This window comes from Aeromonas sp. MTB (assembly GCF_056632455.1).
Genome location: NZ_CP147026.1, coordinates 620,591 through 643,516, shown reverse-complemented (window position 1 = coordinate 643,516; position 22,926 = coordinate 620,591). Strand labels below are relative to the sequence as shown.

23 protein-coding genes are annotated in these 22,926 nt (G+C 59.9%); 10 read left to right on the top strand and 13 right to left on the bottom strand.

The genetic code is table 11. The features are described 5' to 3' along the window. Window positions 1-84 precede the first annotated feature (84 nt). Window positions 85-1,809 carry a proline--tRNA ligase gene (locus WBR25_RS03055; RefSeq protein ID WP_075116001.1) on the top strand — a complete coding sequence of 575 codons (1,725 nt, stop codon included), beginning with the start codon at window positions 85-87 and terminating at the stop codon, window positions 1,807-1,809. Window positions 1,810-1,901: 92 nt separating this feature from the next. On the opposite strand, the gene WBR25_RS03050 is transcribed toward WBR25_RS03055, so the two are convergent. The 3 genes from WBR25_RS03050 to WBR25_RS03040 all read right to left on the bottom strand — a co-directional run bounded on the left by WBR25_RS03050 (window position 1,902) and on the right by WBR25_RS03040 (window position 3,791). Then, window positions 1,902-2,582 carry an SDR family oxidoreductase gene (locus WBR25_RS03050; RefSeq protein ID WP_479749386.1) on the bottom strand — a complete coding sequence of 227 codons (681 nt, stop codon included), beginning with the start codon at window positions 2,580-2,582 and terminating at the stop codon, window positions 1,902-1,904. A 31-nt stretch (window positions 2,583-2,613) separates the two neighbouring features. Then, window positions 2,614-3,246: a TIGR04219 family outer membrane beta-barrel protein gene (locus tag WBR25_RS03045; protein ID WP_194494967.1), complete on the bottom strand. Its 633-nt coding sequence runs from the start codon at window positions 3,244-3,246 to the stop codon at window positions 2,614-2,616. 95 nt (window positions 3,247-3,341) lie between these two features. Continuing rightward, entirely contained in the window at window positions 3,342-3,791 is a 450-nt protein-coding gene (locus tag WBR25_RS03040; RefSeq protein WP_043820460.1) for a copper chaperone PCu(A)C, read from the bottom strand. 90 nt (window positions 3,792-3,881) lie between these two features. On the opposite strand from WBR25_RS03040, the gene WBR25_RS03035 reads away from it, so the two are divergent. Then, window positions 3,882-4,631 (top strand): enoyl-CoA hydratase-related protein, encoded by a 750-nt coding sequence (locus tag WBR25_RS03035; protein WP_194494968.1) that lies wholly within the window; start codon window positions 3,882-3,884, stop codon window positions 4,629-4,631. An 18-nt stretch (window positions 4,632-4,649) separates the two neighbouring features. Here WBR25_RS03035 and WBR25_RS03030 read toward each other — a convergent pair whose 3' ends face one another. Then, window positions 4,650-5,078: a DUF2753 family protein gene (locus WBR25_RS03030; RefSeq protein WP_005335785.1), complete on the bottom strand. Its 429-nt coding sequence runs from the start codon at window positions 5,076-5,078 to the stop codon at window positions 4,650-4,652. Window positions 5,079-5,363: 285 nt separating this feature from the next. On the opposite strand from WBR25_RS03030, the gene WBR25_RS03025 reads away from it, so the two are divergent. Further along, complete coding sequence (locus WBR25_RS03025) at window positions 5,364-6,023, top strand: CatB-related O-acetyltransferase (RefSeq protein ID WP_416003994.1); 660 nt, start codon at window positions 5,364-5,366, stop codon at window positions 6,021-6,023. 94 nt (window positions 6,024-6,117) lie between these two features. On the opposite strand, the gene WBR25_RS03020 is transcribed toward WBR25_RS03025, so the two are convergent. Beyond that, window positions 6,118-6,825, bottom strand: a complete 708-nt coding sequence (locus tag WBR25_RS03020) for a ParB-like protein (protein WP_371178475.1) — start codon at window positions 6,823-6,825, stop codon at window positions 6,118-6,120. 184 nt (window positions 6,826-7,009) lie between these two features. Here WBR25_RS03020 and WBR25_RS03015 point away from each other — a divergent pair, with 184 nt between their 5' ends. From WBR25_RS03015 to WBR25_RS03005, 3 genes are all read left to right on the top strand, one after another. Continuing rightward, complete coding sequence (locus WBR25_RS03015) at window positions 7,010-8,614, top strand: peptide ABC transporter substrate-binding protein (RefSeq protein ID WP_479749385.1); 1,605 nt, start codon at window positions 7,010-7,012, stop codon at window positions 8,612-8,614. A 118-nt stretch (window positions 8,615-8,732) separates the two neighbouring features. Next, window positions 8,733-9,032: a hypothetical protein gene (locus WBR25_RS03010; RefSeq protein ID WP_005335795.1), complete on the top strand. Its 300-nt coding sequence runs from the start codon at window positions 8,733-8,735 to the stop codon at window positions 9,030-9,032. 137 nt (window positions 9,033-9,169) lie between these two features. After that, a complete protein-coding gene (locus tag WBR25_RS03005) occupies window positions 9,170-10,729 on the top strand; it encodes a methyl-accepting chemotaxis protein (protein WP_479749384.1) in 1,560 nt (519 codons plus the stop codon). A 69-nt stretch (window positions 10,730-10,798) separates the two neighbouring features. Here WBR25_RS03005 and dusA read toward each other — a convergent pair whose 3' ends face one another. Beyond that, a complete protein-coding gene (gene dusA / locus WBR25_RS03000; RefSeq protein ID WP_123172337.1) occupies window positions 10,799-11,785 on the bottom strand; it encodes a tRNA dihydrouridine(20/20a) synthase DusA in 987 nt (328 codons plus the stop codon). A 137-nt stretch (window positions 11,786-11,922) separates the two neighbouring features. On the opposite strand from dusA, the gene zur reads away from it, so the two are divergent. Genes zur through WBR25_RS02985 form a run of 3 tightly spaced genes read left to right on the top strand, consistent with a single transcriptional unit; the run spans window position 11,923 to window position 13,067 of the window. Continuing rightward, on the top strand, window positions 11,923-12,381 hold the full coding sequence (zur, locus tag WBR25_RS02995) for a zinc uptake transcriptional repressor Zur (RefSeq protein WP_005335805.1): 459 nt from the start codon (window positions 11,923-11,925) through the stop codon (window positions 12,379-12,381). Further along, complete coding sequence (locus WBR25_RS02990) at window positions 12,371-12,832, top strand: chemotaxis protein CheX (protein WP_005343179.1); 462 nt, start codon at window positions 12,371-12,373, stop codon at window positions 12,830-12,832. Before zur ends, WBR25_RS02990 begins: the two co-directional genes overlap by 11 nt. Window positions 12,833-12,836: 4 nt before the next feature. Further along, window positions 12,837-13,067: a hypothetical protein gene (locus WBR25_RS02985; protein WP_479749383.1), complete on the top strand. Its 231-nt coding sequence runs from the start codon at window positions 12,837-12,839 to the stop codon at window positions 13,065-13,067. Between the two features lie 78 nt (window positions 13,068-13,145). Here the strand turns inward: WBR25_RS02985 and brnQ (WBR25_RS02980) are convergent, their stop codons facing one another. From brnQ (WBR25_RS02980) to WBR25_RS02970, 3 genes are all read right to left on the bottom strand, one after another. Next, window positions 13,146-14,480 carry a branched-chain amino acid transport system II carrier protein gene (gene brnQ, locus WBR25_RS02980; protein ID WP_479749382.1) on the bottom strand — a complete coding sequence of 445 codons (1,335 nt, stop codon included), beginning with the start codon at window positions 14,478-14,480 and terminating at the stop codon, window positions 13,146-13,148. A 391-nt stretch (window positions 14,481-14,871) separates the two neighbouring features. Further along, a complete protein-coding gene (brnQ, locus tag WBR25_RS02975) occupies window positions 14,872-16,176 on the bottom strand; it encodes a branched-chain amino acid transport system II carrier protein (RefSeq protein ID WP_265345332.1) in 1,305 nt (434 codons plus the stop codon). A 191-nt stretch (window positions 16,177-16,367) separates the two neighbouring features. Further along, on the bottom strand, window positions 16,368-17,078 hold the full coding sequence (locus tag WBR25_RS02970; RefSeq protein WP_201958239.1) for a tRNA1(Val) (adenine(37)-N6)-methyltransferase: 711 nt from the start codon (window positions 17,076-17,078) through the stop codon (window positions 16,368-16,370). Window positions 17,079-17,197: 119 nt separating this feature from the next. Between WBR25_RS02970 and srmB the strand changes: the two genes are divergently transcribed. Further along, window positions 17,198-18,421, top strand: coding sequence for an ATP-dependent RNA helicase SrmB (gene srmB / locus WBR25_RS02965; RefSeq protein ID WP_005343175.1), 1,224 nt, complete (start codon window positions 17,198-17,200; stop codon window positions 18,419-18,421). 72 nt (window positions 18,422-18,493) lie between these two features. Here srmB and WBR25_RS02960 read toward each other — a convergent pair whose 3' ends face one another. From WBR25_RS02960 to rnr, 4 genes are all read right to left on the bottom strand, one after another. Then, complete coding sequence (locus tag WBR25_RS02960) at window positions 18,494-18,949, bottom strand: GNAT family N-acetyltransferase (protein ID WP_479749381.1); 456 nt, start codon at window positions 18,947-18,949, stop codon at window positions 18,494-18,496. Between the two features lie 189 nt (window positions 18,950-19,138). Further along, window positions 19,139-19,711 (bottom strand): Crp/Fnr family transcriptional regulator, encoded by a 573-nt coding sequence (locus tag WBR25_RS02955; RefSeq protein ID WP_139741692.1) that lies wholly within the window; start codon window positions 19,709-19,711, stop codon window positions 19,139-19,141. A 2-nt stretch (window positions 19,712-19,713) separates the two neighbouring features. Beyond that, entirely contained in the window at window positions 19,714-20,463 is a 750-nt protein-coding gene (gene rlmB, locus WBR25_RS02950) for a 23S rRNA (guanosine(2251)-2'-O)-methyltransferase RlmB (protein ID WP_019445734.1), read from the bottom strand. Next, window positions 20,460-22,853, bottom strand: a complete 2,394-nt coding sequence (rnr, locus tag WBR25_RS02945) for a ribonuclease R (protein WP_005354835.1) — start codon at window positions 22,851-22,853, stop codon at window positions 20,460-20,462. Before rnr ends, rlmB begins: the two co-directional genes overlap by 4 nt. Between the last annotated feature and the right edge of the window lie 73 nt (window positions 22,854-22,926).

Below are 22,926 nucleotides of genomic sequence, written 5' to 3'. Positions count from 1 at the left end.
TTGGGCCATAACGCCCAGCCTGTTAAAATTCCGCCCTTGAAATTATCCTGGGCCCCGCGCCCGTTCTAGCTAAGGTCTACCGCGATGCGTACCAGCCAATATCTGCTTTCCACTCTCAAGGAAACCCCCTCCGACGCTGAAGTTGTCAGCCACCAGCTGATGCTGCGCGCCGGGATGATCCGTAAACTGGCCTCCGGCATGTATGCCTGGTTGCCAACCGGTCTGCGGGTACTGAAGAAAATCGAGAACATTGTTCGCGAAGAGATGAACAATGCTGGTGCCGTCGAAGTCTCCATGCCGGTGGTACAACCCGCCGAGCTGTGGCAGGAGTCCGGCCGCTGGGATGACTACGGTCCCGAGCTGTGCCGTCTGACCGACCGTCACAACCGTCCCTTCGTGCTGGGCCCGACCCACGAAGAGGTGATCACTGCGCTGGTACGTTACGAAGTGAACAGCTACAAGCAGCTGCCGCTCAACCTCTACCAGATCCAGACCAAGTTCCGCGACGAAGTACGCCCCCGTTTCGGTGTGATGCGTGGCCGCGAATTCCTGATGAAGGATGCCTACTCCTTCCACATCGACAAGGAATCTCTGGTCGATACCTACGAGAAGATGCACGCTGCCTACTGCAAGGCGTTCACCCGCATGGGCCTGAACTTCCGTCCGGTGCAGGCCGATACCGGCTCCATCGGTGGTACCGGTTCCCACGAATTCCAGGTGCTGGCGGAGAGCGGTGAAGACTTGATCGCCTTCTCCGACAGCTCCGATTACGCCGCCAACATCGAGATGGCCGAAGCACTGGCGCCGGCCGGCGAGCGCGCTGCAGCCACCGCAGCCCTGACCAAGGTTGCCACCCCGAACGTCCACACCATTGACGAAGTGGCTGCCTTCCTGAACGTGGCGCCGACTGCCATCGCCAAGACCCTGCTGGTACTGGCAGAGGAAGATGAGCACGGCAAGCAGGCCGTCATCGCGCTGGTACTGCGTGGCGACCACGAACTGAACGAAATCAAGGCAGAGAAACTGGCTGGCGTGGCCAACCCGCTGACCTTCGCCAACGACGAGCAGATTAAAGCTGCCGCCGGTTGCGATGCAGGTTCCATCGGCCCGGTCGGCTTTGCCGGTCGCATCATTGTCGATCGCAGCGCCGCCCATCTGGCGGACTTCGTCTGCGGCGCCAACGAGACCGGCTTCCACCTGACCGGTGCCAACTGGGATCGCGACATCGCTTCTTACGAAGTTGCCGACCTGCGCAACGTGGTGGAAGGCGACCCGAGCCCGTGCGGCCAGGGCAAGCTGCTGCTCAAGCGCGGTATCGAAGTGGGCCACATCTTCCAGCTGGGTACCAAGTACTCCGAAGCGATGAAGGCGAGCGTGCTGAACGAAGCTGGCAAGTCCGTCACCATGGAGATGGGTTGCTACGGTATCGGGGTTTCCCGTCTGGTAGCTGCCGCCATCGAGCAGAACAACGACCAGTACGGCATCATCTGGCCGGACGCCATCGCTCCGTTCGAAGTGGCCATCGTGCCGATGAACATGCACAAGTCCGAACGCGTGGCCGAGCAGGCACAACAGTTCTACGCCGAGCTGAAAGCCGCTGGTGTGGACGTGCTGTTCGACGACCGTAAAGAGCGCCCGGGCGTGATGTTCGCCGACATGGAGCTGCTGGGCATCCCGCACGCCATCGTCATCGGCGATCGCGGTCTGGACAACGGCGTGGTGGAGTACAAGTGCCGCCGCACCGGCGAGAAGCAGGAAGTGGCCATCAGCGACATCATCGCCATGCTCAAGGCCAAGCTGGGCCGTTAATTCCGCCCCCTTACCTGAATAGAAAAGCGCGCCGTTTGGCGCGCTTTTTGTTTCTGTATGTTCTGACGACGGCAACCGGATGAAGGGTTGCCTCAGGGATTGCGACCGATAAAGAGGTCGGTCACGTGGCAGCTGCTTCTGGCTTCCAGTGCGTCGAGCATATAGGCCGCCGCATCTTCCGGAGTCATGAAGCCGCTCGGGTCCACGTGATCCGAGTTGTCCCAGAATTCGCTGCGGATCCCGCTCGGGTAGAGGTTGACCAGCCGCAACGGCGAGCCTTTCAGCTCGGCGCGCAAGGATTCGAGAAAGCCACGCCCCCCCCATTTGGAGGCGCAGTAGAGGCTCTCGTTGGCCTTGCCCACCTGCGCAGCGGAGGAGAGCACATTGGCCAGCACTCCGCCTTTCTCCCCGATAAGCCGCACCGTCTGCTGGGCCACCAGAATGGTGGAGATGAGATTGCTCTCCACCACCCGGCGGATCTGCTCGGCGGTGTAGACACCGACCGGGCCAAACTCGCCCACCCCGGCGCAGTGGATCACCATGTCGGGCTGCCCGCCCCACTCCACCGCAGCGGCGAAGGCAACGTCGACCTCTTCATGGTGCGCCAGATCGGCGGCGATGCCGATTACCGCGCTGCCGAGCAGTTGCTCCTGCTCCTGCAGTCGCTGATAACGGCGCCCCATCATGGAGACCTTATGGCCCCGCTCAACCAGTCCGATGGTCAGCGCCCGGCCAAGACCGGAACCGGCACCTGTCACTATGATGTGGCCCATGATTGCTCCTCGCCGTCAGTCGACGGTCAGATTAGAAAGTGAATTCGCCGCCCATGAACCAGCCATCGACAGACTGGTCGATATTGGCGAAGTCGACCTTGGCTTCACGCCAGCCGGCACGCAGCTTGATCGGCATGGAAGAGAACTTGTAGGAACCACCCAGACGGTAGTCATAGTTGTCCGCATCGTGAGTGCGCAGATCGCCGAAGAAGGCGATGCCGGTGCCCGGGATCTTCACTTCGCTGCCGGCATAGGCCATCAGGGTATCTTCGTCATAACCCTTGCGACCGAAGTAGACCTGCTCGCCATCGTAGTGACGACCGGTCATACCCAGATCGATCTTGAACAGATCGTTGTTGAACAGACGGTAGTAGAGGCTCAGATCGTAGGCGGTCAGATCGTTCTTGAAGTTACCGCCGGAGGAGCTGAAATCGGAGACTTCAAACTTGGCGTTCGGCAGGAAGATGATGCCGTGTTCCAGTTGCAGATAGCCGTTCCAGTTGTAGCTGTCGTCATAGCTGCCATCAGCACTGGTGCCATAAGCCTGACCACTGCCCTTGGCGGCCCATACGTCGGCACCGGCGGCAAAACGCCAGTCGTCAGCGGCCATGGCACTCTGGCTGCACAGAGCCAGCACAAAACCGGCAATCAGCGTCTTTTTCATTACGTCACTTCCTCTTGCATACATGGAAAAGAGCACTATTTTACTCGGTGCAGCCAAAATACCCAGCGTCAATCCTGAACAAACGACGACAAATGTCAGTGCTTCATATGCTTCATCTCGGCCATCGGCTCAATCGGCTTCACCGGCAGTGACAGATCCAGCTTCTGACCATCATCCATGGTGAGGGTGAGCGGGAAAGGAGTCTGCTCGGAGAGCGTGCCCACCTCGAACAGCATGATGTGCAGGCTGCCCGGTTTCAGCACCGCTTCGCCCCTGGCCGGGATCTCGATATTCTCGACCTGACGCATCTTCATCACACCATTTTCGTGCAGATGAGTGTGCAGCTCGGCACGCCCCGCCGCCGCAGAAGCGGCCGCCACCAGCTTGACCGGCTGGTCGGCGTCATTCTTCAGCACCATAAAGGCGGCAGTGTTGGGGGAGCCCGGCGGCAACAGGCGCACATAACCGTCGACAGCCTCGACCTTGGCCAGTGCAGGCGCCGTCATACCCAGAACCAGCAGAGAATAAAACGCACGTTTAAACATGGTTGAAATCCTTTTATGATGTTGTTAAACGGCGCCAAGGTTACCCCAGCAGCAACCTTTTTTGCACCTTTCAATAACAAGGATTTAGACATGGCCCCCATTCTCATTGCCGAGCAGCAGGATGGCTTGCTCACCCTGACCCTCAACCGCCCCGACAAGCGCAACGCTCTCAATACCGAGCTCTATAAGCAACTGGTGGCAGCGCTGGGAGAGGCGGCAGCCGATGAGGAGGTGCATGTCCTGTTGTTGCAGGGGCAGCAGGATTGCTTTACCGCGGGCAATGATCTGGCCGACTTTATGGGCAAAAGCTCGCTGGAGCCCGACGACCCCATACTGCAGTTCCTCCACACCCTTGCCGATTTCCCCAAACCCGTGATCGCCGCTGTTGCAGGTCCTGCAGTAGGGATAGGCACCACCATTCTGCTGCACTGCGATCTGGTCTATCTGGGGAATAACGCCCGCTTGCAGCTTCCTTTCGTCGAGCTGGGGCTTGTGCCGGAGTTCGCCTCCAGCCTGCTGCTGCCACGTCTAGTGGGACACCTCAAGGCGGCCGAGCTGTTGCTGCTGGCCGAGGCAATTGATGCCGAGGAGGCGCTGCGGCTCGGGCTGGCCAACAAGGTGGTGGCGGCCGATGGAGTGCTCTCCCTTGCCCGCGAGCAGGGGCTGAAGCTGGCGGCCAAACCGCCCAGAGCGCTGCAAAAGAGCAAGGCGCTGCTGAAACAGGAGCTTAAACAGGCGGTGCACTTTGTCATCGATCTGGAGGCGCGCGCCTTCGCCCAGGCACTGCAAGGGGAAGAGGCACAGCAGCGGATCGCCCAGAAACTCAAACGGCGAGGCTGAGCTGCCGCTCAACGCCGGTCAGTTGAGGCGAAAACGGCCGATCAGCTCGCAGCCCTGCACCTTGTCCTGTAACTGGATCAGCCGGGCAATTTCCGGATTGGGGTGACGCTTGAGAAACGCGAGCAGGGCTCCACGGCAGCAACCCAGCTCGCTGATCAGTGCCTCGCACTCCCGGTTCGGGCACTGCGGCACCAGCGCAGTCACCAGCTCGGAGGCAAGCTTCAGGTAGCGCAGCTCATAAGTCGGCTCATCCATCGCCCGCCAGAAGTCGGCCAGCCGGTGGCAGGTGGCGACTCGCATGGTGGCCAGTTCGGTCAACTCGACCTGAGTCATCTCGTAAACATCCCCCAGCGCCTGCTGATAAAAGCAGATCGCCGCCCCCAGCGAACCGGCCTGCCAGGCACGCTCCGCCTCCAGCATGTATCGTTGCCAACTTTGCGGTGTCATTTCGCTCTCCCGAGTCCGTCATGGTGGGAGTGTTATCATGGCTAATTGAGAATAAATATCAACCAGAGGGTTAGTGCAGGATCTCTGCGCAACCTTGGCAAACCCGGCGCCCGACCTTATGATCCTGCCCTTCCCCCCTTCTTTGGAGCACACCACAATGCGACCTCGCCTCCCGCAGATGCTGGGCTGCTCCCTGCTCTGCGTGCCCCGCATGCTGGTCTGGATCTATTAGCTGCGCTCAAGCGAACGCAACCCATCCGATCCATTTAGCAAAGGAGTACCAGCATGAACACCTGCCAACACTGGTCGCAGGTCGAATACCTGCACCTGACGGTGACCAACCCCAATATCTCCCTCAAAGGGCAGCACAGCTACTACTCGGGTGCCTGGGATGGCCCCTTCGAAGAGGTGGCAGTGCGCTACCTCCATGGCGATCCCTTCAGCCGCAGCCCGGAGACCGGCTGGGAGCCGCTCTGGCATATCGACCGGCTTCATATCGGCGACTATGTGCAGATTGCCGCCGGAGTGAAGATCATCATGGGGGGCAACCACACCCATAACACCGCCTTCATCAGCACCTATCCGTTCGCCGATCTGGCGGCGCTCCAGCGCAGCTACCGCCCCGCTGGCGATACCCGCATCGGCAACGATGTCTGGATCGGCATGGAGGCGATGATCATGCCCGGCGTCACCATCGGCGACGGCGCCATCATCGCCGCCCGCTCACTGGTCAATCAGGATGTGCCGCCCTATGCCATGGTGGCTGGCACCCCGGCCAGGGTGGTGCGGATGCGCTTTGGCGAGGAGGAGATTGCCCGGCTACAGGCCCTCGCCTGGTGGGATTGGCCGGATCAACAGGTCAACGATCTGCTACCGCTGATCCAGCAAGGTGACGTCGCCCTGCTTGAACAGGCGGCTGCCCGCTGGGCGGAGCGCCATGAGTGACCACCGCTAACCAGTAGCTGACAGCATAAGGGCGACCCCGGGGTCGCCCTCTTTTATCTCCGGCATGCTCTGGACGCCGTCATCGCCTATCCACTCACTGCGCGCTTTTGGACTGGTTGAGGCTGCACTGCTTGCCGGGATAACCGGGTAGCTCCTTGGCATCGCTGCCGCAGGCTAGCCGTTTGGCCTGTTGCAGGCGGGCCGCCAGATTGGCGCTGTCCACCGGCATCCATTGCATCTGCTTGCCGAGCCAGCTGGCCCAGGCAAACTCGACGAAATAGACCTGTTTATCCTTGCGAAAGTAGCCCGCATTCTGCAGCAGTCCGGCGAGGGTGCGATAGGGATAATCAGGCAGCTTGTCGATACGGGTCGGCAACTGCTCCGGGGTCAGCGGCTGTCCCTTCTCATCCTTGAGCCAGGCCCAGTGGTTGTTCTGCATCTGACTCCAGAAGTTGGCTTTGTCCTGCAGACGGCCAATCACCTTGACCCGCGCATCCTTGACGCCCTGCTGCCACAGCGCCTTGGTGAGATGGTGGCGGTCCACCAGCCAGTAGCTGCCATCCGGCGCAATCACCACGGGGATCTCTTTCTTTTTCATCAACTTGTCTAGCTGCTTTGCGCTCATGCCAGCCAATGTGGCCTGGGTCTCATCGACCTGGATCTGGCCGACGCCCCCCTGAGTCGGGTGCAAGGCATCGATGCCGATCTCGCACCAGTTGCCCACCGCCGTGTCGCTCTGGCACGGGGCCAACGCCCAGGCTCCCTGGCTCAACACACAGGCCAGCAATAACCATGCTTTCATCGTTTGACACTCCTCACCACATTGAACTGCACAGACGCCGGGAACGCTCTTCTACCCCGATTGGGAGTGAGAGTCGAATGCTGGCGGTCAGACCAGCAAACGGGATATCATGATTTCCCATCTGTCGGCGATATTTTCTCGCCGAGTTTTCTCCCCGCTTCACACTATTTGAAGGATCCGACCCATGAAAGGATGGAGCCCCTTGCTGGCCCTGCTGGGCTGTGCTGCTGTCCAGGCTGCCGATATTCCCGCCGGAACACAACTCGCCGCCAAGCAGATTGTCGTTCGCCACCTCAAGGATGAACCTGCGAGCCTGAGCCCGCTCAAGCTGGTCGGCCTGCCGGAGTTGCAGGTACTGCGGGATCTGTTCGAGGGGCTGCTGACCCAGGGGCCGGATGGCAAACCGGTTGCCGGGGTGGCGGCCAGCTGGGAGAACAAGGGCAACCAGTTCTTTACCTTCCATCTGCGCCCGGATGCACGCTGGTCCAACGGCGATCCGGTCAAGGCCGGCGACTTCGTCTACGGCTGGCGCAAGCTGGTCGACCCGAAAGAGGCTGCCACCTTCGCCTGGTTTGCCCAACTGGCCCGTTTCGACAAGGTGGACGAGATAGTCGCTGGCAAATTGCCTGCCAGCGAGCTGGGGGTCAAGGCCCTCGATGACCACACCCTGCAGGTGACCCTCTCCCAGCCGGTGCCCTACTTCCTGAACCTGCTGAGCCACCCCAGCCTGTCGCCGCTCCATCAGGCCAGCATCGAGCAGTACGGCAGCCAGTGGACCCAACCCGGCAAACTGGTGGGCAACGGTGCCTTTGTGCTGAACAATCGGGTGGTCAACGAGAAGCTGGAGCTGACCCCCAACCCTTATTACTGGGATCGGGCCCATACCGTATTGACCAAGGTGATCTTCATGCCGATCAATCAGGAGAGCGCGGCCACCAACCGCTATCTGGCGGGAGATCTGCACATCACCGAATCCTTCCCCAAGGAGCAGTACGACAAACTGAAGCAGCAGATCCCGAATGAGGTCTACACCCCGGATCAGCTCGGCACCTACTACTACGCCTTCAATACCCGTCAGGCACCACTGAACGATGTGCGGGTGCGCAAGGCGCTCTCCTACACCATCGACCGCGCCCTGATCGCCGACAAGGTGCTCGGCACTGGCGAGAAACCGGCTTATCACTTCACTCCGGATGTAACCGCCAGCTTTACCCCGGCCGCCAACCTGCTCTCCACCAGCAGCCAACCGGAGCTGGACAGCAAGGCCAAGGCCCTGCTCAAGGAGGCCGGTTACGGCCCGGACAAGCCGCTCAAGCTGACCCTGCTCTACAACACCGCGGAAATTCACAAGAAGATGGCACTGGCGATTGCCAGCATGTGGAAGCAGAAGCTGGGTGCCGAGGTCGAGCTGACCAATCAGGAGTGGAAAACCTATCTCGACAGCCGCCAGAGCGGTCAGTTCGAGGTGATCCGCTCCTCCTGGGTCGCCGATTACAACGACCCTTCTGCGTTCCTTGGCCTGTGGGGCTCTCGTCACAGCGGCAATATGGCTGGCTTTGCCAATGCCCGTTATGACCAGCTGCTGGCAGAGGCGGCCAGCACTCAGGATGCCGCCAGCCGCAGCAAGCTGTTTGGCGAGGCTGAGGCGATCCTGCTGGATCAAGCCCCCATCGCCCCCATCTACCAGTACACCAATGCCCGACTCATCAAGCCATGGCTCAAGGGCTACCCCATCAACAACCCGGAAGATGTGGCCTACAGCCGCCAGCTGTACCTGATCAAACACTGAGACCGGCCACAACGATGCGAGGCCCCGCAGGGCCTCGCTATTGATACTGTTCACACCTCGATTTCCAGCCTAAAATGCCGCCCCTTCTGTTCAATTAATCTTCAATACCCAGTCAGACATGCGTTATTTGATACTGCTCTCGTTGTTGTGGACCCTGCCTGCGCAGGCCAATAGCGAATCCCAATGCCAGCAAGAGTTTGTCGGCTGGATGCTGCATCAGCAGCAACAGTTCAGCGATCGCAAGTCTGACAAGATGGAACGGCGCCGGGCCGAGCGGGCCATCGAGTTGGCTCGTCAGGAGTACGACAAGCAGACCAGCTTTTGCAAGACGATGGAGCTGGTGCGCAGCTACAAAGATAGCGATCCGCGCTTTAAACCGAGAAGCGGCGAAGTTCACGATTTCACACCGGCCAGCTGACCCTCACTTCATCAATTCATTGTGTTGATTAATTGACCCAAGCCAAGTTCGGGGCACTGAAGAGCCTTAGAATGATTAACTGAGAACGACAATAAAAAATATATTTATCAGTTATTTGGCTTTTTCAGGAACGACACATGACCAAACTCCATCAGGAGGGGGAGATACACTTCCCCGACAACATCGCACTCATCTCGACCACGGATCCCGCCAGTCATATTACCTATGCCAACCAGCATTTCTGTGATGTGGCCGGGTATGGTGCGGCCGAAATGGAAGGGGTACCCCACAATCTGGTGCGACACCCCGACATGCCCAAGGCGGCCTTCGCCGACATGTGGCAGCGGCTGCGACAGGGCAAAAGCTGGATGGGGCTGGTCAAGAACCGCGCCAAAAGCGGTCAGTTCTATTGGGTAAACGCTTACGTCACCCCGATCCTCAATGCGCAGAAGGAGATCGTCGAGTTCCAGTCGGTGCGCACCAAACCCGCCGCCAGCGATGTGGCCTGGGCCGAGCAGCTCTATGGCCTGCTGCGCAGCGGCAAGGCGCTTCCCTGGCTGAGCCGCTTTCACATTGAACCGGGTCGGCTGACCCTCTGGCTCTCCGTTTCTGCCTTGCTCACCACCCTTGCTACCTTTGCCACCGGCAACCTGTTATGGCTGCTGCCCACCGCCTTGTTACTGTTGGCACAGGCAACCCACGGCTGGCGATTGCAGCAACGGCTGGCTCATCTGCTCACCCTTGCCGATCAAGACAAGGGAACCCACCTCTGTCAGGTACTCTACACCCGACGGCGCGACACCTTGGCGGCCGTCGAACTGGCCCTACGGATGAAGCAGGCCGAGCTCAAGGCCGTGGTCGGGCGCAGCGCCGACACTAACCAGCAGATCCTGCAGGCAGCCGAAGATGACCGGGGCAATATCCAGACCATTGATACTCATCTGCAGCAGCAGCGCGCCCACAGCGAGCAGCTGGCGACCGCCATCACCGAGCTGAGCCACTCCATTCGGGATGTGGCCCACAGTGCCCATGAGGCAAGCAATCTGGTCATAGAGGTACAGCAGGTCTCCGACGAGGGGATGCAAGCATTGGCGACCACCCGCTCCGCCGTCAACCAACTCCATCAGGAGCTGGATGCCAACCACGCAGTGCTGGCCCAGCTCACCAGCGACAGCCAGAAGATCAGCGGTATTCTGGAGGTGATCAGTCAAATCGCCGACCAGACCAACCTGCTCGCCCTCAATGCGGCCATCGAGGCCGCCCGGGCGGGCGAACAGGGGCGCGGCTTTGCCGTGGTGGCGGATGAAGTGAGGGCGCTGGCCCAGAAGACCCGTGCCTCGACCAGCGAGATCCACGAGATGATCCAGGCGCTGCAACAGACCACCCGGCAGCTGTCGGACGGGATGACGCAAGGGGCGCAGACCTCGGTGCGCTGCCAGCAGCACGCGGGCACCACCGCCGACGTGCTCACCCAGATCAACCGGATGTTGGGGCAGGTGACCCGCACCAGCGACGAAATCGCCCAGGCGGTGAGTCAGCAGGCCGACGTGACGGCGACCCTCGATGAAGGGGTACACCAGATCCACCAGCTGGCCAGCCACACCGCCGACAACAGCAGGCAGGCCCTCGATGGCATCACCCTGCTGGTAGAGCGGCTGCAGGACCTCTCGCGGCTGATCAACCAGTTCAGATATTGAAGCGACAGTAATAAAAAAAGCGCGTCAACTGACGCGCTTTTTGGCTGCTCTTGCCTTGGCACAACTGGCTTATTCGGCCGTCTCGCTGCTGGCAAACTCCGGCACCTTGGCCATGGCATCCAGCACCACCTGAATATCCGCTCCCGGTTTGCAGGCGTTCTCGCTCAGGTGACGGCGCCAGGCGCGGGCCCCCTGCATATTCTGGAACAGCCCCAGCATGTGGCGGGTCATGTGAGAGAGGTAGTTGCCCTTGGCCAGCTCTTGCTCGATATAGGGCAGCATCATCCGCACCACCTCATGGCGGCTCGGCACGGCATTGTTCTGGCCGAACACCAGATTGTCCACCTGCGCCAGAATGTAGGGGTTCTGATAGGCTTCACGCCCCATCATCACGCCATCGACGTGTTGCAGGTGCTCGAGAGTCTGCTCCATGGAGGTGACACCGCCGTTGAGGGCGATGGTCAGCTCCGGGTAATCCTGCTTGACCCGATAGACGCGGGGATAATCGAGCGGCGGGATCTCACGGTTCTCCTTGGGACTCAGGCCGCTCAGCCACGCCTTGCGGGCATGGACGATAAAGGTGTCGCAACCGGCATCGCGCACCTGTTCGATGAAAGCCTGCAAAAACTCGTAAGAGTCCTGATCGTCGATACCGATACGGGTCTTCACTGTCACCGGAATATCGACCACATCGCGCATCGCCTTGACGCAGTCTGCCACCAGCGCCGGTTCACCCATCAAGCAGGCGCCAAAGCGGCCGTTCTGCACCCGATCGGAGGGGCAACCGACGTTGATGTTCACCTCGTCATAGCCGCGCTCCTCGGCCAGCTTGGCACAGCGCGCCAGATCGGCCGGATTGCTGCCCCCCAGCTGCAGGGAGATGGGGTGCTCCTGCTCGCTGTAACCCAGATAATCACCCTTGCCGTGGATGATGGCGCCGGTGGTCACCATTTCGGTATAGAGCAAGGTCTGGCGGCTCATCAGTCGGTGAAAGTAACGGCAATGCCGATCAGTCCAGTCCAGCATGGGGGCGATGGAAAAACGCTGCGCCTGCATAAAAATCATCCGGGTTGGCTAAAGAAAGGGGCGGATTTTATCACAACGTGAAGCAGCCCCAGAAAATGAATTTTGTCGCCGCGCCATGCGAGGCCCTGTGATAGTATCCGGCTAATAGAAAGGGTATCTGCGCGATCATGAATCAAGACCAACTTTTACAACGAGCCGAGCGACTCTGTATACAGCGAGGGATCCGCTTCACCCCGACCCGGCGTCAGGTATTTCGCCTGCTGGCGGCACACGGCAACGCCATCAGCGCCTATGATTTGTTGGCCCAGCTGCAACAAACCGAAGCCAATGCCAAGCCGCCAACCGTCTATCGGGCACTCGATTTTTTGCTCGAACAGGGCTTTGCTCACAAGGTGGAATCTCTCAACGCGTTTATCTTCTGCTGCCACTTCGATCACGCTCACCCGATGCAGTTGTTGATCTGCGACGAGTGCGGGGATGTGGTCGAGCTTCACGATACGGCGATCGATAGCGCGTTTTCCGAGCAGGCCCACTTGCATGGTTTTACTATTACCAATAAGACGATAGAGGCACATGGCCAATGTGCCCGTTGTACGCCCACTGTAGGAAGTCATCATGAAGGCTGATTTTGTAAATCCGTTCCTGCTATCCCTGCTCAATGTGCTCTCGACCATGGCACAGCTGGAACTCAAACCGGGCAAACCGAAACGCAAGATGGATGAGCTGGCGCGCGGCGACGTCTCCGGCCTGATCGGCATGGTCGGCCCGCAGACCCGTGGCTCCCTCTCCATCAGCTTCGAGAAGGGGTTGGCGCTGGAGATCATGCGCCGCATGTTGGGGGAAGCTCCCGCCTCCATCAACGAAGAGGTGACCGACATGGTCGGTGAAATCACCAACATGGTGACCGGCGGTGCAAAGCGGATGCTGGGCGAGAAGGGCTACGAGTTTGACATGGCGACCCCCATCATCGTCTCCGGTCCCAACCACACCATTACCCACCGTGCCGATGGCACCAAGATCATGATGCCGTTCGAATCGGATTTCGGTCGCGCCACTATCGAAATCTGCTTCGAGTAACCCTATGTGGAAAGCACTGAAATGGATTTTCATCTGCTGGGCGCTGCTGTTGGTCCTGTCGGACATTCAGATCAGCACCTCCCTCTACAAGTACGAAGATAACCGGGTGCTCATCAACTTCCCGCGCTGGGAAGCCAAGCAGCCCTGGGGCACTTTCGAATGGCATGCCGGGCGCATTCAGACCCACTGGTATGGTCTGGATGGCAAGCCCAAACCGGAAGGCCCGCGCATCTAGTTCGCCTGCTTGAAGACCCATACCAAGAGGCCAGCATCAGCTGGCCTCTTTTGTTATGCGAACGGGTAAATCACCTGTTTACGCGGCCTCGGCAGCCAGATCGCCGACCGGCCGCACCAGCATGCCAAGCACACAAGCCAGCAGGGTTGGCATCAGCCAGGCGAGCCCCTTGTCAAACAGCGGCAGGAACGCAAACGCCTCCATCTTCATGCCGGCAGCCCCCAGTCCATCGAGACAGCCAAACAGGAAGGCCACCGCCAGCACGCAGCGGAACGCCAGACGCGGGCGACCAAAGTAGCTCTTGAGGAAGGTGACCAGCACCAGCGCGATGGCAACCGGATAGATGGCCACCAGCACCGGGATGGAGAGGCCGATCAGCTCGCTCAGCCCCACATTGGCCACCACTGCACAGAGCGCCCCCAGCAGCATGACCCAGTTGCGATAGGCCCAACCTGTCAGGCCATGGAAGTAGTCGGCACCGGCACAGAGCAGGCCGACCGCACTGGTAAAACAGGCCAGGGTGATGATGGCAGCCAGAATAAACTGACCCGGTTGACCAAACAGACTCAGGACGTAAGCATTGACGATGGCGCCGCCGTTGCTGATATCGCTCGCCACCCCACCGGCGCTGTTGCCTAGCTGAAAGAGCGAGACATACACCGCCGACAACCCGACTGCCGAGATCGAGCCTGCAATGGTCAGATATTTGAACTGGCTGCGATAATCCTCGATCCCCTTCTGGCGCAGCAACCCGATGATCAGGGCTCCAAACATCAGGGAGGCCAGGGTGTCCATGGTGTTGTACCCCTCCAGCATTCCTTTGGTCAGGGCTGCATCTATGTACTCACCGCTGGCATCAGGCATGGTGCCCTGCGGCGTCATAAAGACCCCGACCGCCAGAATAAGCAGCATCGCCATCAGGGCTGGGGTCAGATACTTGCCGACCGCATCGAGCAGCTTGCCCCGATCGAGCGCCACCAGGATAACTAGCGCAAAGAAACTCAGGGTGTAGATCAGCAACCCCTCATGACCGGCATCGCCAAGCCACGGCTTGAGCCCCATCTCGTAGGCGACCAGACCGGTGCGGGGAATGGCAAAGGCGGGCCCCATGATGATATAGATGGCGATGGCCAGCGCCGTCGCAGCCCCGGCGGGCAGATAGCGGGTCATTCCGGTCCAGCCACTCGCGCCGCCCCCCGAACTCCCCTTGGCCACTGCAATCAGGGTGATCAGCGGCAAGCCCACCGCCGTCAGCAAAAAGCCGCACATGGCGGCCAGCAGATGCTCACCAGCCATAAAACCGGCCAGCGGCGGAAAAATGATATTGCCAGCCCCCAGATAGAAGGCAAACGTCATAAACCCCAATCCGAATACGTCGGACAACTTCAATGATTTCGTCAAACTCAACCTCATCTGCCTTATCAGCTTGTTATTGATTGCACCCACTGCCTGGCAGATAACCGGTAACAATACCTCTCGCCCCACACGGCCCGCGGACCGGATGAGGCGCACCACCTTTAGCATAAAGAAGAGGAGTTCGATCTCAATCACCAATTAATATCTTGAAACAATTTACCGCTGTGGAATTAATCGCCGAACAACTCGGCGCTCCATAAACAGGTGTCGCATGTGGCGTATGGGAGGTGAGAAGGGGGAAACGGGTTATAGCGGCCAAATACGGCTGCTCAGATGCTATCTGCGTACAGTGACAATTACGGCAGCAAAGCGAGGCGAGAAGCGAGGCTCACAGAAAACAAAAGAGCCTGCACGGGGCAGGCTCTTGGCAATATCACATCGGGTGTGATCAGGCAGCTTCGGCAGCCATCTCGGCCGGACGCACCATCACGCCAACTACGCAGGCCAGCAGGGTCGGCATCAGCCAGGCGAGGCCCTTGTCGAACAGCGGCAGGAAGGCAAACGCATCCATCTTCATACCGGCAGCACCCAGACCATCCAGGCACCCGAACAGGAAGGCAACCATCAACACGCCACGGAACACCAGACGGGGACGGCCGAAATAACCCTTCAGGAAGGTGACCAGCACCAGCGCCACGGCAACCGGATAGATGGCAACCAGCACCGGAATGGAGAGGCTGATCAGCTGGCTCAGGCCCACGTTGGCCACCACGGCACAGATAACGCCCAGCAACACCACCAGCTTCTTGTAAGCCATGCCGGTCAGATTGTGGAAGAAATCGGAACAGGCGGAGATCAAACCGACTGCAGTGGTAAAGCACGCCAGAGTGATGATGGCCGCCAGAATGAACTGACCCGGCTGACCAAACAGACTCAGTACGTAGGCGTTGACGATGGCACCACCGTTGCTGACATCGGTCGCCACACCGGCGGCAGTGTTACCCAGCTGGAACAGGGAGACGTACACCACGCTCAGACCAACGGCAGAGATAAGGCCGGCAATGGCCAGATACTTGAACTGGCTCTTGTAATCGTTGATGCCTTTCTGGCGCAGCAGATCGACGATCAGGGCACCAAACATCAGGGACGCCAGGGTGTCCATGGTGTTGTAGCCTTCCAGGATCCCTTTCACGAAGGGGCTGTTCTGATAGTCACCGGACGCATCAGGCATGGAGCCTTGCGGTGCTACGAATACACCGATCGCCAGAGTCAGCAGCAGCAGCATCAGTACCGGAGTCAGGTATTTGCCGATGGCGTCCATCAGCTTGCCCTGGTTCATGGAGACCAGAATGGCCACACCAAAGAAGATCACGGTATAGGCCGCCAGACCCGCCTGCCCCATGTCACCGATGAACGGCTTGAGGCCCATTTCGTAGGCAACCAGACCGGTACGGGGCGCGGCAAAGGCCGGGCCGATGATGATATAGATGGCAACGGCCAGCGCAGTCGCGACACCGGCAGGCAGCAGTTTGGTCATGCCAGCCCAACCGTTACCGGCTTTCGCCACGGCCAGAATGGTTACCAGAGGCAGGCCCACGGCAGTGACCAGGAAGCCAAACATCGCCAGGGAGAGGTGCTCACCAGCCATGTAACCGGCCAACGGCGGGAAAATGATGTTACCGGCGCCCAGATAGAAGGCGAAGGTCATAAACCCTAATCCGAGTACATCGGACAATGTGAGTGATTTCGTCAAGTTCAACCTCGTCTGTCTTGTAAATTATTGCTTGTTATAGTTTTTATCGGTCGCTGACCGGGTGTGTTCAGGGGGTATAAAAAAAGAGCCCCGCATGTTTTTTCATCGCAACCAGTGGTTTTAGCTGGTCTGGAGCGGGCGCTCGATCTGGAACCAGCATAATGGCGTGAAAAAATAGTTCAAGACGAAATTTACATCTTCAAATAGAAGGGGTTGGTCAGTTGGATATATCTGTCGGAATAGACCCCATCAGCAGAATGGATCACAATTTCACCCCTCTCACACCTGTTTAATCCTCTGCCAAGTAGCAATAAAACACGATTTGCCTCTTTACCCTCTCTGGTGATAACAGCTGTATAACAAATGCCATGCAGATCATAATTCGCCGAAATGCATAAAATTTCATCGGCCATCGCCGTCGGCAGCACCAGCGCCACCTGCCCGTTCGGGCTCAGCAAACGATCGCAGGCCGCCAGTAATGCGGGGCTGTCGAGGGCACCGGTATGGCGGGCCAGCGCCCGCGCCGGATCGCTAAATGACTGGCCTGCCACGAAATAGGGAGGGTTGGAGACGACAAGATCGTAAGGGTCAGCCTGATAATCCTGAATGGCACTCTCTATGACGGTCACCCGATCGGCCCAGGGAGAGGCAGCCGCATTCTCCCGCGCCTGACTGGCCGCATTAATATCCAGCTCGACCGCATCAAGACGGCAGTCAGATCTGCTGCGCTGGGCCAGCATCAGGGCAATCAGACCGCTACCGGTGCCGATATCGAGCACTCGACGCGCCTGTTCGACCGGCGCCCAGGCACCGAGCAAAATGCCATCGGTGCCCACCTTCATGGCGCAGCGATCGTGATTGATATGGAACTGTTTGAAGGTAAATCCGCGACTACGTCCCATCTGGCCCCCGTCATCTGCAAAAATGGTGGGCGATTATAGCGGCTAAGACACACTCACCAATAGGAGCCGACGAGATAATCGCCTATAATCTGCCGTTTCCTTAATGACCGAGTATTGCCATGAGCCAGTCCTTTGATGATTTCGACCTGCACCCAGCCCTCAACCGGGCCTTGGCCGAGATGGGATTCACCCGCCCCACCACCATCCAGCAGATGGTGCTGGAGCCAGCCCTGGACGGCCGCGATATTCTGGCATCCGCACCGACCGGTACCGGCAAGACAGCCTCTTTCCTGCTGCCGGCACTCCAGCACCTGCTGGACTTCCCGCGCCGCAAGCCGGGCCCCTGCCGCATGCTGATCCTGACCCCGACCCGCGAGCTGGCGCTGCAGGTGACCGCCCACGCCAAGGCGCTGGCGGCTCACACCAACCTCAGCATCGAGACCATCATCGGCGGAGTCAGCCATGAAGAGCAGCTGCCTGCCCTGACCAAGACCACCGACATCGTGGTCGCCACCCCGGGCCGTCTGCTCGAGTACATCGAGAAAGAGGAGTTCGAGAGCCACGACATCGAAGTGCTGGTGCTGGATGAAGCGGACCGCATGCTGGACATGGGCTTTATCAAGGATGTGAACCGCATCGTGGCCGAAGCGCGCTACCGCAAGCACACCATGCTCTTCTCCGCCACCCTGGAAGGGGCCGGCCTTGAGAAGTTCGCCAACGAGATCCTCAAGGATCCGGTGGAGCTGCACGCCGAGCCGCCCCGCAGCGAACGTCGCCCCATCACCCAGTGGATCCATCTGGCTGATGACGCCGCCCACAAGCTGGCGCTGCTGACCCATATCCTGAAAGATCCGGAAACCCAGAAGGCGATCATCTTCGTCAAGACTCGCGAGCGTCTGGCGGAGCTCTCCGGCCAGTTGCAGGCGGCAGGTATCTCCTGCGCCTGGATCCGTGGCGAGATGGAGCAGAGCAAGCGTATCGAGTCGATCCGCAAGTTCCACGAAGGGGAGGTACCCTTCCTGATCGCCACCGACGTTGCCGCCCGCGGCATCGACCTGCCGAACGTCAGCCATGTCATCAACTACGACATGCCCTACGGCGCCGATGTCTACGTCCACCGGATCGGCCGTACCGGCCGCGCTGGCAACCGTGGCTGCGCCATCAGCCTGGTGGAAGCCCACGACATGGCGATGGTCGCCAAGATCGAGCGCTACACCGAGGAGCGCCTCAAGCGCCGGGTGATCGACGAGCTGCGCCCGAAACACAAGGAAGCGCGGGTACCGGTGAAGAAGAAAAAGCCGGTCGACAAGAAGAAGTCCGCCAAGAAGAAAAAGAAGAAGTGATCGCCTGGCGATAAAGAGAAGGGCCATCCCGCGGGATGGCCCTTCTGCATTCTGAATCACTCTGACGAGTGGTTATGCCGCCACTCTGCGCATTCCCATATGGGGGATATCATCTTCGAGATAGCTTTCCCCTTCCGCCACAAAACCGTGTTGGCCGTAGAAGCCTTGCAGATGAGCCTGTGCCCCCAGCCAGATGCTGTGAGTCGGCCAGCGCGCCTCGCACGCCTTGACCGCCTCGCCGATCAGCTTATGACCGAGACCACCGCCACGCGCCTTGGGTGAGGTCACCACCCGGCCGATGGCGGCGCCGCTCTCATCGCCGATGCCGGGCGCCATAATCCGCGCGTAAGCAGCAAGCTGGTCGCCCTGATACCCGAGCAGGTGCCAGACCCCTTCGCGGCGATCCAGCCCGTCCAGATCCTGAAAGGGGCAGGTCTGCTCCACCACGAACACCTCGGCCCGCAGCGCCAGCAACTCATACAACTCGTCAGTGGTCAGTTCAGACCAGGGTTTCAGGATCCAGTTCATCGGCAACTCCTTATCAGTTCGGCCTGCCAGCATAATCGTGGCGCCAGCGCCCTGCATTAACCTTTGTTAAGTTCTTTCAGCCGTTTGCGAATGCGGCTCAGACTGACTGGCTGGCGTAATGCCGAGACGGGCTCTATGAAAGGTCTGAAATCTGGTGGCAACACAGCCCCTCATGGCGCCTCGGCGACACTATTCCTTGTTCAGCGCTCTCAACCGCTTGCGAATGCGGCTCAGGCTGATGGGAGTAATGCCGAGATAGGCGGCGATCTGGTGATCCGGCACTCTGGCATCGAGTGCTGGAAAGCTGTCGAGAAAGTGCTGATAACGCGCCTGCGGGCTGCCGGTCAGCAGCAACTGCTCCTTCTCCTCCTTGATGCGCAGCTGCACCTCCAGCAGGTGCTGATACCAGCGCGGCCAACCGGGCAGCTGGCGCAAGTCGGCCAGACTGAACAGCTGCAGACGACAGGGCTCCAGCGCCTCCACGCTGTAGCGGGCAGGCTCGCCACTGAGCAGGTGGTGAAAGTCGAGAAACTCGTCCCCCTCCCAATAGAACTCCTTGATGTACTCGCGGCCATCCTCCAGCACCAGTTTGGCCCGCAGCAGCCCCTGCTCCACCCTGACCAGCAGATCCGGGCTGTCACCGGCGTGCCAGAGGCAGCTTTTCGGGCTGAGGGTCAGCGGGCGGGCAAAAGAGAGGAGGCGCGCGGCCTCCTCTCTATCTGCGACCTGTGCCCAATCGAAGGGGGGTCTGTCAGTCAGCATGATCAAGCACGGCGCTGGCGCACGGCTTCAAACAGGCAGACGCCGGTCGCCACCGAGACGTTGAGGCTGGATACCGCCCCCGCCATCGGGATGCTAACCAGCTCGTCGCAGTGCTCGCGGGTCAAACGGCGCATCCCCTTGCCCTCGGCACCCATCACCAGCGCCATCGGGCCGGTCAGTTTGGCCTGATAGAGGTCGTGATCGGCCTCGCCAGCGGTGCCAACAATCCAGACGCCGCGCTCCTGCAATTCGCGCAGGGTGCGGGCCAGGTTGGTGACCTGAATGAGCGGCACCACTTCGGCCGCGCCACAGGCAACCTTGCGCACGATCGGGGTCAGGCCGGTGGCCTTGTCCCGCGGCACGATGACAGCATGAGCCCCGGCAGCATCGGCGCTGCGCAGGCAGGCGCCGAGATTGTGCGGATCGGTCACGCCATCCAGCACCAGCAGGAAGGGCTGGCTCTGTTGTGCCGCCAACTCGTCCAGCAGGCTGGCCAGATCGTGCTCGGCGAGCTTCGGCGCCTCTTTCACCCGGGCCATGATGCCCTGGTGATTGTTGCCTTCCGCTTTGTCATCAAGGGTCTTGCGGTTCACGCTCTGCACCTTGAGGCCGAGGGATTCCAGCTCGGTCAGCAGGGGTTGCAGCCGGTCGTCATCCCGCCCCTTGAGGGCCCACACTTCGATGAAGCGCTCCGGGGTGCGCTCCAGCAGCGCGGATACAGCGTGAATGCCGTAGATCAGTTCAGTACTCATTTAGTGCTCTTGGCCTTATCGCGAGCCTTTTTGCTCGGTCGTCTGTTGCTCGGTTTGGCGCGGCCACCCTTGTCGGATTTGCCGTGATCCTTGCCCTCTTTACGTTTTTCGTGGCGCTGGGCGCTCTTGGCCTTCTCTTTCTTGATCTCGGCCTGCTTGCGCGCCATCTCTTTGGCGTTCTTGCCGGTGGCCTTGAGCGGCTCTTCCACCATCACGAAGTCGATCTTGCGATCATCCAGATTGACGCCCATCACCTTGACCCGCACCTTGTCGCCCAGACGGTAGCGACGGCGGAAGTTCTCGCCAATCAGCTGCATGTGCAGGGGATCAAACTGGTAGTAGTCGTTGGTAAGGGTGCTGACGTGCACCAGACCATCGATGTGGATCTCCGCCAGACGGACGAAGAAGCCAAAGCCGGTGACGCTGGCGATGACGCCGTCAAACTCGTCACCCACGTGATCCAGCATGTACTCGCACTTGAGCCAGTCGGCCACATCGCGGGTCGCATCGTCGGCACGGCGCTCGGTCATGGAGCAGTGCTCGCCCATCGGGTCCACTTCTTCCAGCTGGTAGTGATAACCACCGCTCGGGGTCCACTTGTGGCGCAGGTTGCCCTGCTGCTCCTTGGCAGTCTGGTACTTGATCGCCCGGTGCAGGATGAGGTCGGGATAACGACGGATTGGCGAGGTGAAGTGCGCGTAGGACTTCAACGCCAGACCGAAGTGACCGATGTTGTCGGCCTGATAGATGGCCTGACGCATGGAGCGAAGCAGCATGGTGGAGAGCAGCTCCGCATCCGGGCGTCCCTCAAACTTGGCGGCCAGCTCGGCAAAGTCTTTCGGCTCGGGCTCCAGGCCCCCCTTGAGCTCCAGGCCCAGCTCGGCCAGGAAATCGCGGAAACCGGTCAGACGCTCTTCGCCAGGACGATCGTGTACCCGGAACAGGGCAAAGGCTTCGTTCTTCTCGATATAACGAGCAGCAGCCACGTTCGCCTGGATCATGCACTCTTCGATGATCTTGTGGGCGTCGTTGCGCACCAGCGGCACGATGCGGTCGATTTTGCGCTGGGCGTTGAAGATGAAGCGGGTCTCCTCACTCTCGAACTCCACCGCGCCGCGCTGATGACGGGCATGCTTGAGCGCCTTGTAGAGGTTGTTGAGCTCCTCGATATGGCCCACCAGCGGATCATACTGCTGGCGCAGCTTGGGATCGCCATCGAGGATCGCGGCAACCTTGGTGTAGGTCAGACGGGCGTGAGAGTTCATTACCGCTTCGTAGAACTTGTAGCCGGACATGCGGCCAGCGGCGGAGATGGTCATCTCGCACACCATGCAGAGGCGGTCAACTTGCGGGTTCAGGGAACACAAGCCGTTGGAGAGCACCTCAGGCAGCATGGGCACCACGAACTCGGGGAAGTAGACGGAGTTGCCACGCTGATACGCTTCGGCATCCAGCGCCGTGCCGGGCTTCACGTAAGCGGAGACGTCAGCAATGGCAACCCACAGACGCCAGCCGCCACCGCGCTTGGCTTCACAGAAGACGGCGTCATCGAAATCGCGGGCATCTTCGCCGTCGATGGTAACCAGCGGCAGGGCGCGCAGGTCGATGCGGCCCTCTTTGGCTTTCTCAGGCACCTGCTCGCCGAGACCGGCAACCTCTTTGGTCACCTCTTCCGGCCAGGTGTGCGGGATACCGTGGGTACGCAGGGCAATTTCGATCTCCATGCCCGGCGCCATGTTCTCGCCCAGCACTTCCAGTACGGTGCCGACGGCATTGATGCGGGAGGTGGCACGCTGATTGATCCGCACAACCACGACCTGGCTCTGACGAGCCCCTTTGTTCTCCCCTTCCGGGATGATGATGTCCTGGCCGATACGGCTGTCATCCGGCACCACGAAACCAACGCCATTCTCGACGAAGTAACGGCCGACAATGTCTGCCTCACGGGACTTGAGCAGGCGCACCAGACGCGCTTCCTGACGACCCTTGCGGTCAATCTCGGTCGGCTGCACCAGCACGTAATCGCCATGCATCAGGCGTTGCATCTCTCGGTTGTTCAGATACAGATCCGGACCACCACCTTCCGGACGCAGAAAACCGAAGCCATCCTTGTGGCCGATTACATAACCTTTGACCAGATTCAGGCGATCCGGCAGGGCATAACATTGGTTGCGAGTGAATACCAGTTGTCCATCACGCTCCATGGCGCGCAGACGACGACGCAAGGCTTCCAACGGCTCTTCATCTTTCAGCTTGAGGACCTTGGCCAACTCTTCACGGGACATGGGCTTTTCATGGCCCTTGATGAGTTCCAGGATCAACTCTCGACTGGCGATGGGGTTATCGTATTTTTCGGCCTCGCGTTCGAGGAAAGGATCTTTTTGAGACATAAGCAGGCCTTAGGGTAGGTGGTAACGGTGCCATTATATCGGAGGGGGGGGCGAATGGCATCCATCGGCTGCC